The sequence below is a fragment of the Pseudoalteromonas ostreae genome (assembly GCF_018069805.1).
GTDB classification, from domain to species: Bacteria; Pseudomonadota; Gammaproteobacteria; order Enterobacterales; family Alteromonadaceae; genus Pseudoalteromonas; species Pseudoalteromonas ostreae.
In genome coordinates this window covers 65996-79566 of record NZ_JAGPYN010000020.1, presented here as the reverse complement: position 1 = coordinate 79566, position 13571 = coordinate 65996, and the positions used below count along the sequence as shown (strand labels likewise).

Sequence of the window (13571 nt, the reverse complement as noted above, 5' to 3'; positions counted from 1 at the left end):
TTCGCTAGGGCTGCGCATCTTACGCTTTCCTATTTTTTTGTCAACACTTAATTTTTAGTTTCTTTTAAAAGATTTAAAAGCTAAGTTTTACTCGACTAACTAAGTGACTCGTGCCTCGCTAAGCGTTGCTGTCTGCCGTCTCAGTGGGGTCGCATTATAGGGAGATCCGAAAACAGATCAACCCTTTTTTGCAGAAAACTTGAAATAAATGACTGTTCGCTGGATATTTAGACTAAACGCCCAAAAACAATACTAAAGATACCTATCTCAAGCTCTTTACTCTACTAAAATGTAAGATCCTTTAAATAATTTTAAGAAAATGATCATTATTAAGGATCAATCACTCGATCATTACATAAAGTAAGTAGAACAGATCGCTTTATCATTTAGATATGTTTTGAAATATCGTGGGGCTTATAAAGTAGAACGAAGATAATTGCTTTAGTTATTGGAATATTAGGCATTAAAAAGCCGAGCATTAAGCTCGGCTTTTTGGTGTCTTTAAGACTTACTCAGCAGACTGCGCGTCTTCTTGAACTTCTTCGTTCGCAGATGTGCGACCTACTAGTTCAATATAAGCCATTGGTGCATTGTCACCAGCACGGAAGCCACACTTGATAATACGAGTGTAACCACCTGGACGGTCTGTGTTGCGAGGACCGATTTCACTGAACAACTTACCAACTACTTCTTTATCACGCGTGCGAGCAAACGCTAAACGGCGATTTGCTACACTGTCAGTCTTAGCCAGTGTGATTAAAGGTTCAATTACACGACGTAACTCTTTCGCTTTTGGCAAAGTAGTTTTGATGATTTCATGTTTCACCAAAGAACCTGCCATATTGCTGAACATCGCTTTGCGATGGCTGCTGTTACGGTTTAATTGACGACCACTCTTACGATGGCGCATGACCCTATCCTTCTAACTAAACTAATATAGTGATTTAGATTATTCAGCTAGGCTTGCAGGTGGCCAATTTTCTAGGCGCATACCTAGAGATAGACCACGTGAAGCTAGCACGTCTTTAATTTCAGTCAGAGACTTCTTGCCTAAGTTAGGCGTTTTAAGAAGCTCGACTTCTGTGCGCTGAACTAAATCACCGATATATTGAATTTGCTCGGCTTTCAAACAGTTTGCTGAACGCACTGTTAGTTCAAGATCATCAACTGGACGAAGTAGAATAGGATCGAATTCTGGCTTCTCTTCTTTCTCTTCTGGCTCTGTAACATCACGTAAGTCTACGAATGCTTCTAGCTGCTCAGCTAAGATAGTCGACGCACGGCGGATCGCTTCTTCTGGATCAATAGTGCCGTTTGTTTCCATATCAATGATTAACTTGTCTAAGTCTGTACGTTGTTCAACACGTGCTGATTCAACCGAGTACGCAATACGTTCAACTGGGCTAAATGATGCATCAAGCAACAATCTACCAATTGGACGCTCATCGTCATCAGAGGATAAACGGCTAGATGCCGGCACATACCCACGACCACGCTCAACACGGATTCGCATGCTGATCGCACTATTATCTGCCGTTAAATGACAAATAACATGATCTGGGTTGGCAATGGTTACATCGCCGTCGTGCTGAATATCAGCCGCAGTCACAGGGCCTACACCAGACTTAGTCAGGGTAAGAAAAACTTCATCTTTACCTTCCAAAGTAACTGCTAGACCTTTAAGATTTAACAGAATTTCAATGATGTCTTCTTGTACGCCTTCTTTCGCGCTGTATTCGTGCAACACACCGTCGATTTCAACTTCAGTTACTGCACATCCTGGCATTGACGAAAGAAGTATACGGCGTAAGGCATTCCCAAGAGTATGACCGAAGCCACGCTCTAATGGCTCTAAAACTACTTTAGAACGAGTTGGGTTAATAGCGTCGATATCGACTAACCTTGGTTTTAGAAATTCTGTAACAGAACCCTGCATTTTATCCTCTCTTAACTCTTAACTTTACTTAGAGTAAAGTTCGACGATTAGTTGTTCATTGATGTCCGCAGACAGATCTGAACGCTCTGGTAGGCGTTTGAAATTACCTTCCATTTTCTTACCGTCAACTTCAACCCAAGTCGGTTTTTCACGTTGCTCGGCTAGTTCTAGAGCAGCGATGATACGAGCTTGTGTCTTAGACTTTTCACGGATAACTACTACATCTTCTGGAGTAATTACGAATGAAGGAATGTTCACTACACGACCATTAACTAAAACCGCTTTGTGGCTTACTAACTGACGTGCTTCAGCACGTGTGCTTGCAAAACCCATGCGGTATACAACATTGTCTAAACGTTGCTCTAAAAGCTGTAACAAGTTTTCACCTGTGTTGCCCTTAAGGCGAGCAGCTTCTTTGTAGTAGTTACGGAATTGCTTTTCTAATACACCGTAGATACGACGTACTTTTTGCTTTTCACGTAATTGTAGACCGTAATCAGATAAGCGACCTTTACGAGCGCCGTGCTGACCAGGTGCAGTCTCAAGTTTACACTTAGAGTCGATAGCTCTTACGCCGCTCTTAAGGAACAGGTCAGTACCTTCACGACGACTCAGCTTGAGCTTAGGGCCCAAATATCTTGCCATGTTATTTCTCCTAACCTATTGTTAAACGCGACGTTTCTTCGGTGGACGACAACCATTGTGTGGTATTGGCGTCACGTCAGTGATGTTGGTGATACGGTAACCAGCAGCATTCAAAGCACGTACAGCAGATTCACGACCTGGACCTGGACCTTTGATGAACACTTCTAGATTTTTTAAACCGTATTCTTGAGCAGCAGTACCTGCACGCTCTGCAGCAACCTGAGCAGCGAATGGTGTAGATTTACGTGAACCACGGAAACCTGAACCACCGGCAGTAGCCCATGATAGTGCATTACCTTGACGGTCGGTAATTGTAACAATAGTGTTGTTGAAAGAAGCATGAACATGAGCCATACCATCAGCAACTTGCTTTTTAACCTTTTTACGACGAATTGGTGTCTTAGCCATAATACTATCCCCTTATCGCTTAATAGGCTTACGAGGACCCTTACGGGTACGCGCGTTAGTCTTTGTTCTTTGACCACGTAGTGGTAAAGAGCGACGGTGACGTAGGCCACGGTAACAACCAAGGTCCATAAGGCGCTTGATATTCAAAGTAACTTCACGACGAAGATCACCTTCTACAGTGTACTTGCCAACTGCTTCACGCAATACGTCAAGTGTTTCGTCTGAAAGTTCACCGATTTTTGTGGTTTCGGCGATACCAGTCGCTACTAAGATAGCCTTAGAGCGAGTCTTACCTATGCCATAAATAGCTGTTAAACCAATAACTGCATGTTTATGATCAGGGACGTTAATGCCAGCGATACGGGCCACTAACACATCTCCTATATTTGAATTTGGTTATCATCTGTTTGAAGAGCCCGTAAGGATACTCAAACGAAGACCAAATCACAATTGAAAACACAGGCCGAGAAACCTCAGCCTGCACGACTTATTAATTAACCTTGCCTTTGCTTATGCTTAGGCTCACTGCAAATTACACGTACAACACCGGCACGTTTAATAACTTTACAGTTACGGCATATTTTCTTAACGGAAGCACGTACTTTCATTGCTCAACTCCGTAAACTGACCTTATCGACCGTAGCCTTTAAGGTTCGCTTTTTTCAGCACAGAATCATATTGATGAGACATCATATGAGTCTGTACTTGTGCCATAAAGTCCATGATGACAACAACGATAATCAAAATTGATGTACCGCCGAAGTAGAATGGCGTTTGCCATGCCATCGTCATGAATTCGGGCACCAGACAGATAAAGGTTATATACAAAGCACCTGCCAATGTCAGGCGTGTCATCACTTTATCAATGTATTTCGATGTCTGCTCGCCTGGACGAATACCTGGGATAAATGCGCCAGATTTTTTCAGGTTATCTGCTGTTTCACGTGGGTTAAACACCAACGCTGTGTAGAAAAAGCAGAAGAAGATAATAGCCGCAGCTAATACAAGCGAATACAACGGCTGACCTGGAGTCAACGTAGTTGCGACAGCTTGTAATACATCAGCGACCGGACCTTCACCCTGGCCGAACCAGCTGGCAATTGTACCAGGGAACAGAATTATACTGCTAGCAAAGATTGGTGGAATAACACCCGCCATGTTTACTTTTAGTGGTAAATGCGTGCTTTGGGCAGCAAATACTTGACGACCTTGTTGGCGTTTTGCGTAGTTAACGACGATACGACGTTGCCCACGTTCAAAGAACACTACAAGATAAGTAACAGCGAATACGATTACCGCAATCAATAACAGTGCTAAAACATGTAAATCACCTTGGCGCGCCATTTCGGCTGTCGAACCAATAGCAGACGGCAGGTTAGCTACAATACCAACAAATATCAGAACTGAGATACCGTTACCGATACCACGTTCAGTTATTTGCTCGCCCAACCACATCAGGAACATAGTACCCGTTACTAAACTCACCACTGCGGTGAAATAGAAACCGAGACCTGGATTAACAACTAACCCGTCCATCATACCCGGTAAGCTTGTGGCAATACCGATTGATTGAATAGTAGCAAGCAAGAGCGTGCCGTAGCGTGTGTACTGGCTAATTTTCTTACGACCTTGTTCACCTTCTTTCTTAAGCTCTATAAACGGAGGATACATATGCGTTAATAGTTGCGTAATAATTGAAGCTGTGATGTAAGGCATTATACCCAGTGCTAACACCGAAGCGCGCTCAAGCGCACCACCGCTGAACATGTTAAACATTTCAACAATGGTGCCCTTTTGTTGCTCGAAGAAATCGGCAAGTACAGCGGCGTCAATCCCAGGGATTGGCACAAATGAACCTAGACGGTAAATAATGATAGCGCCTAATACGAACAGTAATCGACGTTTCAATTCCGAAAGCCCACTTTGTGCACTTTGTGTATCTTGACCTGGTTTAGCCATTAGTACTTCCTTAGTCTTCTACCTTGCCTCCGGCGGCTTCGATAGCTTCGCGAGCACCTTTAGAAGCCTTAAGGCCTTTAACGGTAACAGCGCGTGAAACTTCGCCAGATTTAACAACTTTAACGAACAGAACGTTCTTTTTAACTAGACCAGCTGCTTGTAACGTACTTAGGTCTACCACATCGCCTTCAACTTTAGCGATTTCGTATAGGTTAATTTCTGCAGATACTAAAGATTTGCGAGAAGTGAAACCAAACTTAGGTAGACGACGTTGCATAGGCATTTGACCGCCTTCAAAACCAACGCGTACTTTACCGCCAGAACGTGATTTTTGACCTTTGTGACCACGGCCACCAGTCTTACCAAGACCAGAACCGATACCACGACCAACACGTTTTGGAGCAGATTTAGAACCTGCAGCAGGAGAAAGTGTATTCAAATGCATTCGAATTACCCCTCAACCTTAACCATGTATGAAACTTGGTTGATCATACCACGTACACATGCTGTGTCTTCCAACTCAACAGTGTGATTGATACGACGTAAACCAAGACCGCGTAATGTAGCTTTATGTTTCGGTAAACGACCGATAGAGCTCTTTACTTGTGTTACTTTTACAGTTTTATTAGCCATGGTTTACCCCAGAATCTCGTCTACTCGAAGACCACGTTTTGCAGCGATCGACTGAGGAGAATTCATATTCTCAAGAGCTGAGATCGTTGCACGTACAACGTTGATCGGGTTAGTAGAACCGTAACATTTAGAAAGTACGTTCTGCACACCAGTAACTTCTAGTACTGCACGCATAGCACCACCTGCGATGATACCAGTACCTTCAGAGGCTGGTTTCATAAACACAAGAGAGCCAGCATGACGTCCTTTAACAGGATGCTGTAATGTGTTGCCATTTAGGTCTACGTTGATCATGTTACGACGTGCTTTTTCCATTGCTTTTTGAATAGCAGCTGGAACTTCACGTGCTTTACCATAACCGAAACCTACTTTACCTGCGCCGTCACCAACTACAGTTAGTGCAGTGAAGCTAAAGATACGACCACCTTTAACTACTTTAGACACACGGTTTACCGCGATTAGCTTTTCAGCTAGATCAGGCTGTTGTTGCTTTGCTTCTACGTTAGCCATTGTCTACTCCTAGAATTGCAAACCGGCTTCACGCGCAGCATCTGCTAGCGCCTTCACACGGCCGTGATATTTAAAGCCACTGCGATCAAAAGCAATCTTTTCGATGCCTTTGTCAGCCGCACGTTCAGCAACCGCTTTGCCAACTGCTTGTGCAGCTGCAACGTTGCCTGTGCCTTTAACTGTTTCGCTAATAGCTTTTTCAACAGTAGAAGCAGCAGCCAGTACATTACCCTCAGCGTTTACAACTTGAGCGTAAATGTGACGTGGCGTGCGGTGGATAACAAGACGCGTTGTGCCTTGTTCAATATAATTTCTACGAGTGCGTTTAGCACGACGTAGACGAGCTGTTTTTTTATCCATCGTCTTACCTTACTTCTTCTTAGCCTCTTTACGGCGTACATTCTCATCTGAATAACGAACACCCTTACCTTTATAAGGCTCAGGTTTACGGTATGCACGAATGTTAGCAGCTGTTTGACCAACTAACTGCTTATCTACGCCCTTAACTAGAACTTCTGTTTGGCTTGGAGTTTCAATCGTAATTCCTTCAGGAACTGCGAAATTAACTGGGTGTGAGAAACCAAGAGTTAAATCTAATGTTTTACCCTTAGCTGCAGCACGGTAACCAACGCCTACTAACTGAAGTTTCTTCTCGTAACCTTCATGCGTACCAACAACCATGTTGTTGATTAGAGCGCGAGCAGTACCTGCTTGTGCCCATGCATTGGCTACGCCTTCACGAGGTAAAGTTGTAATAACGTTGTCGTTAAGTTGTACTTCAACAGCTGAGTTGATAGTACGCGTTAATTCGCCGTTTTTGCCTTTAACTGTGATGTCCTGGCCTTTTAATGTAACTTCTACACCGGCAGGAACATTAATTGGTGCCTTTGCTATGCGAGACATAGTTCCCCTCCGATTAAGCTACAAAACCAATGATTTCACCACCAACACCAGCACTACGTGCGGCGCGGTCTGTCATTAGGCCTTTAGAAGTTGATACGATAGCGATACCTAGACCACCCATTACCTTCGGTAATTCGTCACGTCTCTTATAGATACGTAAACCAGGGCGGCTAACACGCTGGATATTTTCAATAACAGCTTTGCCTTCGAAGTATTTCAACTCGATAGAAAGCTCAGGTTTAACATCGCCGCTTACTGCGAAATCAGTGATGTAACCTTCATCTTTTAATACTTTAGCTAATGCTACTTTCAGTTTTGAATTAGGCATCGTTACAGATACTTTCTTCGCTGACTGACCGTTACGGATACGTGTGAACAAATCCGCGATAGGATCTTGCAAGCTCATAGTCTTACTCCCGTGATTCTATTACCAGCTAGCCTTTTTAAGGCCAGGAATTTCACCGCGCATAGCTGCTTCGCGAACTTTAATACGGCTCATGCCGAATTTGCGAAGGTAACCATGTGGGCGGCCCGTAATGTTACAACGATTACGTTGACGTGCAGGGCTAGAATCACGTGGTAAAGCTTGTAGCTTAAGTACCGCGTCCCAACGATCATCGTCAGATGTTTTCACATCACTGATGATAGCTTTTAGTGCTGCGCGCTTTTCAGCGAACTGAGCAACTAATTTCGTGCGCTTTGCTTCGCGCGCTTTCATAGAATTCTTTGCCATAACCCTACCCTTATTTCTTGAATGGGAAGTTAAACGCTTCTAACAACGCACGGCCTTCCTCATCTGTTTTCGCAGATGTAGTGATTGTGATATCCATACCGCGTACGCGGTCTACTTTATCATAATCAATTTCTGGGAAGATGATTTGTTCACGTACGCCCATGCTGTAATTACCACGTCCATCAAAAGACTTAGCACTCACACCACGGAAGTCACGGATACGTGGGATAGCGATTGAAACCAAACGCTCAAAAAAGTCCCACATACGCTCGCCGCGTAAGGTTACTTTACAGCCAATTGGGTAGCCTTCACGTACTTTAAAGCCAGCAACAGATTTGCGTGCTTTAGTGATAAGTGGCTTCTGACCAGCAATTGCTTCTAGATCCGCAACAGCGTTATCTAAAATTTTCTTGTCAGCTAGGGCTTCGCCCACACCCATATTCAATGTGATCTTTTCGATCTGAGGGACTTGCATGACAGAGCTGAAACCAAACTTCTCTTGAAGTTCAGCAACTACTTTGTCTTTATATACTTCATGCAGTTTCGCCATCATTCTACTCCAACTATTAGATAGTTTTACCAGTAGATTTAAAGATACGTAATTTCTTACCATCTTCAATCTTGAAACCTACACGATCTGCTTTACTCGTTTCCGAGTTGTAGATCGCAACGTTTGATACGTCAATAGACGCTTCTTTCTCAACAATACCACCTGGCTGGTTCAATTGTGGAACCGGCTTTTGGTGCTTCTTGATTAAGTTAATGCCTTCGACAAATACTCGACCAGACTCGGTAACAACTGAAAGCACTTTGCCGCGCTTACCTTTGTCTTTACCTGCTAGAACGATTACTTCGTCATCACGACGGATTTTTGCTGCCATGATTGACTCCTTACAGTACTTCTGGGGCTAGTGAAACGATTTTCATGAACTTATCATTACGAAGTTCGCGAGTCACAGGGCCGAAAATACGTGTACCAATTGGCTGCAAGTTATCATTTAAGATAACAGCCGCATTGCTGTCAAAACGGATCAAAGAACCATCTGGACGACGAACGCCTTTCTTAGTACGCACAACTACCGCGTTTTTAACATCACCTTTCTTCACTTTACCGCGAGGAATCGCTTCTTTAACAGAAACTTTAATGATGTCACCAATCGCTGCATAACGACGGTGCGAACCGCCTAAGACTTTAATACACTGCACTTTGCGAGCGCCGCTGTTATCAGCAACTTCCAGCTGAGTTTGCATTTGGATCATGTTAATGACCTCCGGTGTAGTTATTACAACTGTCTTAAATTTGTTTAAAATCAAGACATTTAGGTTAAAAACCACTCAAAAAACAATCTAGTTGTCTCCCAAGGGCGGGCAATTGTATCAGCATTGCGGGTGTAGTGGTAGGTTATTTTTTAATTAATTTAGAATGACGAGGATAGTTGTTTTGTCGATGAAACATATTTTGCTATTTTAGCATTGATTATAAAACAATCAGGGCAATTTTATGCCCTGATTGTTTTATCACCGAATAAAATCGGCATTATTTGCCAAACAAACCTTTCAACTTATCTTTAATTTTATCTTTCGCTTTTTCTTTTACTTCATCTTCTGCCGCTTTGCTTACATCTAAGCTGATGCCAACATCATGAAATGGTCCTTTAATTCGTACTGGAATTTTAAAGCCGGTGCTGTCATCTTTGGTCCCCTGCCCTTCAAGTGAATCGACTATTCCTGTCACTAGGCGGTAGTTAACTGTCGTTGCAGGTAGATTAACATCCCCTTCACCACTAATACGCACTAATGGACTTAACAAACTCAGATCTGTGTTTTTACCTACACCATTGGTAAAGTTAAAGCTACCCGTTAGCGCAGAGAAGTCGGTTTGCTGGGAATTATCAAAGCCAGTATTTAGCCCTTCGGATATTGCACCAAAGTTACCCTTAATTAGCTCTTTGCCTTTGCGAACCATTTCAGCAATGTTGGCGCCTTTTACTGCACCATCGGCAAATTCAAATGCTAGTTTACCCTGTAGGGCACTCATAAAGTCTTTTTGGCTCTGACCTGATGTTGCTAGGTCCCAATTGAGTGAGCCTTTGCCCATTAGCTTATCAAAGCCTGCGGCATCTGTTAGCAATGGTTGTGCATCTATTTTATCTAACGAGAAGTTGGTGCTGATTTTGTAAGGAGCTTGTTTCGCATTAACCGTTATTGTGCCTTTACCATTCCCTTCGTAGGCGGCAAACTTATCTAGGCTGATTATTGCTACGCTTTTGTTTAGGTTTACAGTAAATTGATTAGCACCAAGTTTGATTTCATTTGCTTTTAAGCCACTTGAACGGATCACCACATTCGCATCTAAGGCATTTAAGCCACTTAAATCTATTTTTGTGTCATCCCATACAATTGGCTGCGCGGGAGCATCCTTTGCAGGCTCTGGCGCTTCGGCTTGTGCAACCGCTTCTGGTAAGTATGTATTTAAATCAAGCATGCCTAAATCGATGTCAGCATTAACGGCTAAACGCTTGCCTAAATTAAGCTCGCTTTTTCCTTTGATCTCTAATGCATCAAGAGTGGCGACTAATTCAGCTAAGTTAAATTTATCACCTTGCATACGCATTTTGCCGCTAACACTAAATGCATTAAAGGCGCTTTCTTTAGCATTCAGCTCGACTCCCTGCCATTTAGCTATCTCTTTGACTGAATCACCACTGAGCGCTAATTGACCTTGAATATCTTTACCTTGACCGGCTATTAAGCCTTTAAACTCAACATCAACTAACTTTGAAGTGACATCAGTTGTCACATTAAATGTATCACCTTCTATTGCTTTAGCTGGGTTATCAACTGTTACATCAAGCTCAAAGCGCTCTTGCATATAAGTGATCCCACCTTTGACTTCGAGTGATTTATGCAGTGAAGGCAGTAAGATGGCTAATTCTAAATCGCTAATTTTCTGTTTAGCTCCCGTTTGACCGTCTAAATAAGTAAACGACCCACCATATATAGCCACTTCACCTAACTGAATATCAAAGTTTTCAGGTAGTTTGACTGCCTCACCTGATTGAGTTTGCTGCTCAGGTTTCTTAGCTACTGCATCAAATAACTGCCAGTTAGCTTTGCCGCTTTTATCTGTTTCAAGCAGAATATTTGGTTCATTGATCACAAACTTTTCTAGTTTAAGTTCACCACCAAATAGCGAAAACCAAGGAATATGAACTGCAAGTTGCTGCATGCTTGCCATATCTGCACGTGAGCCAGTTTTCATATTGGCGAAATGAACATCTTCAAGTTCAAGCTTCAAAGAAGGAAAAACGGATAATGTTTTATCGCCTTTTATAGTTAAAGTACGCCCAGTGGTTTGCTCAACCTGCTCAGAGACTTTATTAAAAATGGCATCAGTTGGAATTAAAAACGGTGCAGCAATAATTAAAGCAACAAGCAATAATAATATGACACCAATAACTTTAAATAAGGTCTTCATGATGGTCCTTTCAAATGTGCAAATAATGTTCTTATCATAGCGGGAGTTAACATTAAAATCATTGTCCAACGAAGAAAAATGCTATTCCCTGCATTCTACATTGAATATATGAATTGTGACTGAAACATTTTGATACCTTTAGGTTACAAAAACAACTTGACCAAATGATACCCCAAGGTTACATTGATACCTGTAGGTTACAAAAATATAAATTAACACTTTCACAGGATGGACTTTATGAAACAACAAGATATTAAAACCGAAGAAAAATTTATGAGTCAGAATATATGGCTTAGTATAAGCGCAGGCATGGTTTTTTTACTTCTCAGTGTTTACTCATTAATAAAGCATGATATAGAGGAGATTTTAATTGTTGGAATGAGCGTTTTATTTTATATGGTTATAGTGATTATTTACCTCATTAAAGCGGGCTTTCCGTTAAAAATGTATTTTAAATACGCTTATAAAGATGAGTTTCTAAACACCATTGACACTAATGCATATAAACATACAAGTATTGCATTTGGACTTTGCCTTCTTGGTGTTTTTTATAAAAGCGATGCAATACCTAGCGAGGTTTCGCATGCAGCTATGGCAGTATTCTACCTAGGAATCATGCTCTTGGTATATGGCGCTTCACTACTATGGCAAAGCCGTGATTAGGAGATAATGTGCAAAATCATATAGCAGAATTTCGCAAAGCCGCTGGGCTTTCGCAACAAGAGCTAGCCGATGCTATCGCCGTTTCACGCAAAACAATCAGCACGGTCGAAACGAGTCGATTCACACCTTCTGTGATTATTGCGTTGAAGATAGCGCAGCGGTTTAACACCTCTGTTGAGCATCTTTTTACGCTTGACGATGGTGATTAAACCCTTTAAATGCAATCTTGGAATTTTCAGAGTTATCTTGATTACATCCCCTGCATTCTTCGGTATGATGCACAGCCCTGTTGTTTTAAGGCGTTTTGCGCTAAAATTAAACAACTGAAAAATGTATCTAATCGGAGTACCATCAGGCATGAAAAAACTGCTCATTTCACCTTCACAAATGGCATTAGGCGAACAAGAAGGCCATATTTATCAAAATATTCTAAAGCAGGCTTCTGAAATCAGCTTAAACCTGATGGCGGTGAAAATAGAAAATCATCCTGAAGACTTCTTAGGTTGGTGCTATGAACTACTTAATGCTAGCCGTGACCGTATTAATCATGACTTACTCGAAACCAATCAATTACCAATTTTAAAAAAGCTTAATGACTTATTAGTTTCAGCAATTAGCTTCTTACAATTGAAAACATTACGCGTAGCGCCTTGGCCTGTAGTTAGTGTATTTATAGAGCAACATAAAGATGTGTTAGCCCTTGATGAACAGTTACGTCTTGCCAACTATATAGCTGGTATTCGCGAGCAATCACTGAAAGAGATGATCCCTGAAGACTTATTAGCATTTAGTGGTAAACATACCTCTGCGCTAGATCCAAGTAGTTATAACTTTGATGTTGAATGGTTTAGCTCTACTAAAAGCGCCAAAGCTTTTCATCAAATGCTTGCCGACCTGCCTGCATTATTTGATGAAGCATTAGCGCATATACCTTTAGAAGGTGAAGTAACCGAAGCTGATTACCAAGAATTTGTGGTCAAATATTTAAAAGCTTTTACGGATAGCAATGAAAAGCCAACGCTTGCACCAGCAACGCGTCTATTAGCAATGCGCCGCCCAGATGTTTTTACACCAATTAATAACACCCGTTTAGATGCACTTTGTTCAGCATTGGCTATTACTAAATTAAATAATCGTGACTTTGAGCGTTATTGGCAGGATATTGTCCAAGCAGTTCATGGTATGTCTTGGTTTAAAATGGCAAGTGGTGACAGCGAGCTGGATCAACAACTTGTTTCAATCAAAGCGTTAATTCCGTGCTTTTTCTATCACGCGGACAAAAACACGCCTGAAAACTCTAACTACATCAAGTTATTGAGCAAGCCAAAGCGTACAACAACCACTGGCACTAGAAAAGTGCGTCGTGGTAAAGAGTCTGCTGAAATACTTGTTGATCGCGCACTTGCTGCTGACGATATGCCTGAGCATATTCGCGCAAAGCGTGATTCAATTATCAGCGAAGTACAAAAAGGCCGTGGCGTGAACGAAACAATCAGCCTAATGCGTACTATTTTTGGTTAAACCACAGTAAAAAATACAAAAACCCGCTGCAACTGAGTTGTGCATGCGGGTTTTTTTACGCACCAATAAAGTGCGCAAGCTTCGTAAAAAACAATCTCCTCCTTTCACTATAAATATTTATACCTTTGTTTATAAAGTAATTTAAATATAAATTATTGCTTTTCATTTAACTTGGCACAAGC

The 13571-nt window shown here is 41.9% G+C and carries 21 protein-coding genes; 3 read left to right on the top strand and 18 right to left on the bottom strand.

Translation table 11 applies throughout. From position 1 onward, the window contains the following. Positions 1-508: 508 nt before the first annotated feature. The 18 genes from rplQ to J7338_RS15685 form a co-directional block, all read right to left on the bottom strand. A complete protein-coding gene (gene rplQ, locus J7338_RS15770; protein WP_016710207.1) occupies positions 509-910 on the bottom strand; it encodes a 50S ribosomal protein L17 in 402 nt (133 codons plus the stop codon). A gap of 39 nt (positions 911-949) precedes the next feature. After that, positions 950-1936, bottom strand: a complete 987-nt coding sequence (locus tag J7338_RS15765; protein ID WP_210797926.1) for a DNA-directed RNA polymerase subunit alpha — start codon at positions 1934-1936, stop codon at positions 950-952. A 24-nt stretch (positions 1937-1960) separates the two neighbouring features. Beyond that, positions 1961-2581 carry a 30S ribosomal protein S4 gene (rpsD, locus tag J7338_RS15760; RefSeq protein WP_016710205.1) on the bottom strand — a complete coding sequence of 207 codons (621 nt, stop codon included), beginning with the start codon at positions 2579-2581 and terminating at the stop codon, positions 1961-1963. 21 nt (positions 2582-2602) lie between these two features. Further along, positions 2603-2989: a 30S ribosomal protein S11 gene (gene rpsK / locus J7338_RS15755; protein WP_002959471.1), complete on the bottom strand. Its 387-nt coding sequence runs from the start codon at positions 2987-2989 to the stop codon at positions 2603-2605. A 12-nt stretch (positions 2990-3001) separates the two neighbouring features. Next, complete coding sequence (rpsM, locus tag J7338_RS15750) at positions 3002-3358, bottom strand: 30S ribosomal protein S13 (protein WP_145241916.1); 357 nt, start codon at positions 3356-3358, stop codon at positions 3002-3004. Positions 3359-3483: 125 nt separating this feature from the next. Further along, positions 3484-3597, bottom strand: a complete 114-nt coding sequence (gene rpmJ / locus J7338_RS15745; protein ID WP_002959476.1) for a 50S ribosomal protein L36 — start codon at positions 3595-3597, stop codon at positions 3484-3486. Positions 3598-3619: 22 nt separating this feature from the next. Continuing rightward, positions 3620-4948 carry a preprotein translocase subunit SecY gene (gene secY, locus J7338_RS15740; RefSeq protein WP_210797925.1) on the bottom strand — a complete coding sequence of 443 codons (1329 nt, stop codon included), beginning with the start codon at positions 4946-4948 and terminating at the stop codon, positions 3620-3622. Between the two features lie 10 nt (positions 4949-4958). Then, positions 4959-5393, bottom strand: coding sequence for a 50S ribosomal protein L15 (gene rplO, locus J7338_RS15735; RefSeq protein ID WP_054206422.1), 435 nt, complete (start codon positions 5391-5393; stop codon positions 4959-4961). Between the two features lie 5 nt (positions 5394-5398). Next, on the bottom strand, positions 5399-5581 hold the full coding sequence (gene rpmD / locus J7338_RS15730) for a 50S ribosomal protein L30 (protein WP_016710201.1): 183 nt from the start codon (positions 5579-5581) through the stop codon (positions 5399-5401). Positions 5582-5584: 3 nt separating this feature from the next. Continuing rightward, positions 5585-6091 (bottom strand): 30S ribosomal protein S5, encoded by a 507-nt coding sequence (gene rpsE, locus J7338_RS15725; RefSeq protein ID WP_002959485.1) that lies wholly within the window; start codon positions 6089-6091, stop codon positions 5585-5587. A 9-nt stretch (positions 6092-6100) separates the two neighbouring features. Continuing rightward, the gene (rplR, locus tag J7338_RS15720) at positions 6101-6451 is read right to left on the bottom strand and encodes a 50S ribosomal protein L18 (RefSeq protein WP_008115388.1); all 351 of its coding nucleotides are present in this window, start codon (positions 6449-6451) and stop codon (positions 6101-6103) included. 9 nt (positions 6452-6460) lie between these two features. After that, entirely contained in the window at positions 6461-6994 is a 534-nt protein-coding gene (gene rplF, locus J7338_RS15715) for a 50S ribosomal protein L6 (protein WP_169020345.1), read from the bottom strand. A gap of 13 nt (positions 6995-7007) precedes the next feature. Beyond that, positions 7008-7400, bottom strand: a complete 393-nt coding sequence (gene rpsH / locus J7338_RS15710; protein ID WP_064668469.1) for a 30S ribosomal protein S8 — start codon at positions 7398-7400, stop codon at positions 7008-7010. Positions 7401-7421: 21 nt separating this feature from the next. After that, the gene (gene rpsN / locus J7338_RS15705; RefSeq protein WP_058562128.1) at positions 7422-7727 is read right to left on the bottom strand and encodes a 30S ribosomal protein S14; all 306 of its coding nucleotides are present in this window, start codon (positions 7725-7727) and stop codon (positions 7422-7424) included. 10 nt (positions 7728-7737) lie between these two features. Further along, a complete protein-coding gene (rplE, locus tag J7338_RS15700) occupies positions 7738-8277 on the bottom strand; it encodes a 50S ribosomal protein L5 (RefSeq protein WP_016710195.1) in 540 nt (179 codons plus the stop codon). A gap of 16 nt (positions 8278-8293) precedes the next feature. Continuing rightward, entirely contained in the window at positions 8294-8608 is a 315-nt protein-coding gene (gene rplX, locus J7338_RS15695; protein ID WP_138555508.1) for a 50S ribosomal protein L24, read from the bottom strand. A 10-nt stretch (positions 8609-8618) separates the two neighbouring features. Further along, a complete protein-coding gene (gene rplN, locus J7338_RS15690) occupies positions 8619-8987 on the bottom strand; it encodes a 50S ribosomal protein L14 (protein ID WP_011329449.1) in 369 nt (122 codons plus the stop codon). A gap of 277 nt (positions 8988-9264) precedes the next feature. Beyond that, positions 9265-11205, bottom strand: coding sequence for an AsmA family protein (locus tag J7338_RS15685; RefSeq protein ID WP_210797924.1), 1941 nt, complete (start codon positions 11203-11205; stop codon positions 9265-9267). 237 nt (positions 11206-11442) lie between these two features. Between J7338_RS15685 and J7338_RS15680 the strand changes: the two genes are divergently transcribed. From J7338_RS15680 to J7338_RS15670, 3 genes are all read left to right on the top strand, one after another. After that, positions 11443-11868, top strand: a complete 426-nt coding sequence (locus J7338_RS15680; RefSeq protein ID WP_210797923.1) for a hypothetical protein — start codon at positions 11443-11445, stop codon at positions 11866-11868. 8 nt (positions 11869-11876) lie between these two features. Then, positions 11877-12077, top strand: coding sequence for a helix-turn-helix transcriptional regulator (locus J7338_RS15675; protein WP_210797922.1), 201 nt, complete (start codon positions 11877-11879; stop codon positions 12075-12077). Positions 12078-12225: 148 nt separating this feature from the next. Beyond that, positions 12226-13389, top strand: coding sequence for a hypothetical protein (locus J7338_RS15670; RefSeq protein WP_210797921.1), 1164 nt, complete (start codon positions 12226-12228; stop codon positions 13387-13389). The last annotated feature ends 182 nt before the right edge of the window (positions 13390-13571 follow it).

Coding starts and splice junctions, on each gene's coding strand:
- J7338_RS15680 (WP_210797923.1), top strand. CDS start 11,443: ATGAAACAACAAGATATTAAAACCGAAGAAAAATTTATGAGTCAGAAT.
- rpsD (WP_016710205.1), bottom strand. CDS start 2,581: ATGGCAAGATATTTGGGCCCTAAGCTCAAGCTGAGTCGTCGTGAAGGT.
- rplF (WP_169020345.1), bottom strand. CDS start 6,994: ATGTCTCGCATAGCAAAGGCACCAATTAATGTTCCTGCCGGTGTAGAA.
- rpsH (WP_064668469.1), bottom strand. CDS start 7,400: ATGAGCTTGCAAGATCCTATCGCGGATTTGTTCACACGTATCCGTAAC.
- rpsN (WP_058562128.1), bottom strand. CDS start 7,727: ATGGCAAAGAATTCTATGAAAGCGCGCGAAGCAAAGCGCACGAAATTA.
- rplO (WP_054206422.1), bottom strand. CDS start 5,393: ATGCATTTGAATACACTTTCTCCTGCTGCAGGTTCTAAATCTGCTCCA.
- secY (WP_210797925.1), bottom strand. CDS start 4,948: ATGGCTAAACCAGGTCAAGATACACAAAGTGCACAAAGTGGGCTTTCG.
- rpmD (WP_016710201.1), bottom strand. CDS start 5,581: ATGGCTAATAAAACTGTAAAAGTAACACAAGTAAAGAGCTCTATCGGT.
- J7338_RS15670 (WP_210797921.1), top strand. CDS start 12,226: ATGAAAAAACTGCTCATTTCACCTTCACAAATGGCATTAGGCGAACAA.
- rplX (WP_138555508.1), bottom strand. CDS start 8,608: ATGGCAGCAAAAATCCGTCGTGATGACGAAGTAATCGTTCTAGCAGGT.
- rpsE (WP_002959485.1), bottom strand. CDS start 6,091: ATGGCTAACGTAGAAGCAAAGCAACAACAGCCTGATCTAGCTGAAAAG.
- rplQ (WP_016710207.1), bottom strand. CDS start 910: ATGCGCCATCGTAAGAGTGGTCGTCAATTAAACCGTAACAGCAGCCAT.
- J7338_RS15685 (WP_210797924.1), bottom strand. CDS start 11,205: ATGAAGACCTTATTTAAAGTTATTGGTGTCATATTATTATTGCTTGTT.
- rplN (WP_011329449.1), bottom strand. CDS start 8,987: ATGATCCAAATGCAAACTCAGCTGGAAGTTGCTGATAACAGCGGCGCT.
- rpmJ (WP_002959476.1), bottom strand. CDS start 3,597: ATGAAAGTACGTGCTTCCGTTAAGAAAATATGCCGTAACTGTAAAGTT.
- J7338_RS15765 (WP_210797926.1), bottom strand. CDS start 1,936: ATGCAGGGTTCTGTTACAGAATTTCTAAAACCAAGGTTAGTCGATATC.
- rplR (WP_008115388.1), bottom strand. CDS start 6,451: ATGGATAAAAAAACAGCTCGTCTACGTCGTGCTAAACGCACTCGTAGA.
- rpsK (WP_002959471.1), bottom strand. CDS start 2,989: ATGGCTAAGACACCAATTCGTCGTAAAAAGGTTAAAAAGCAAGTTGCT.
- rplE (WP_016710195.1), bottom strand. CDS start 8,277: ATGGCGAAACTGCATGAAGTATATAAAGACAAAGTAGTTGCTGAACTT.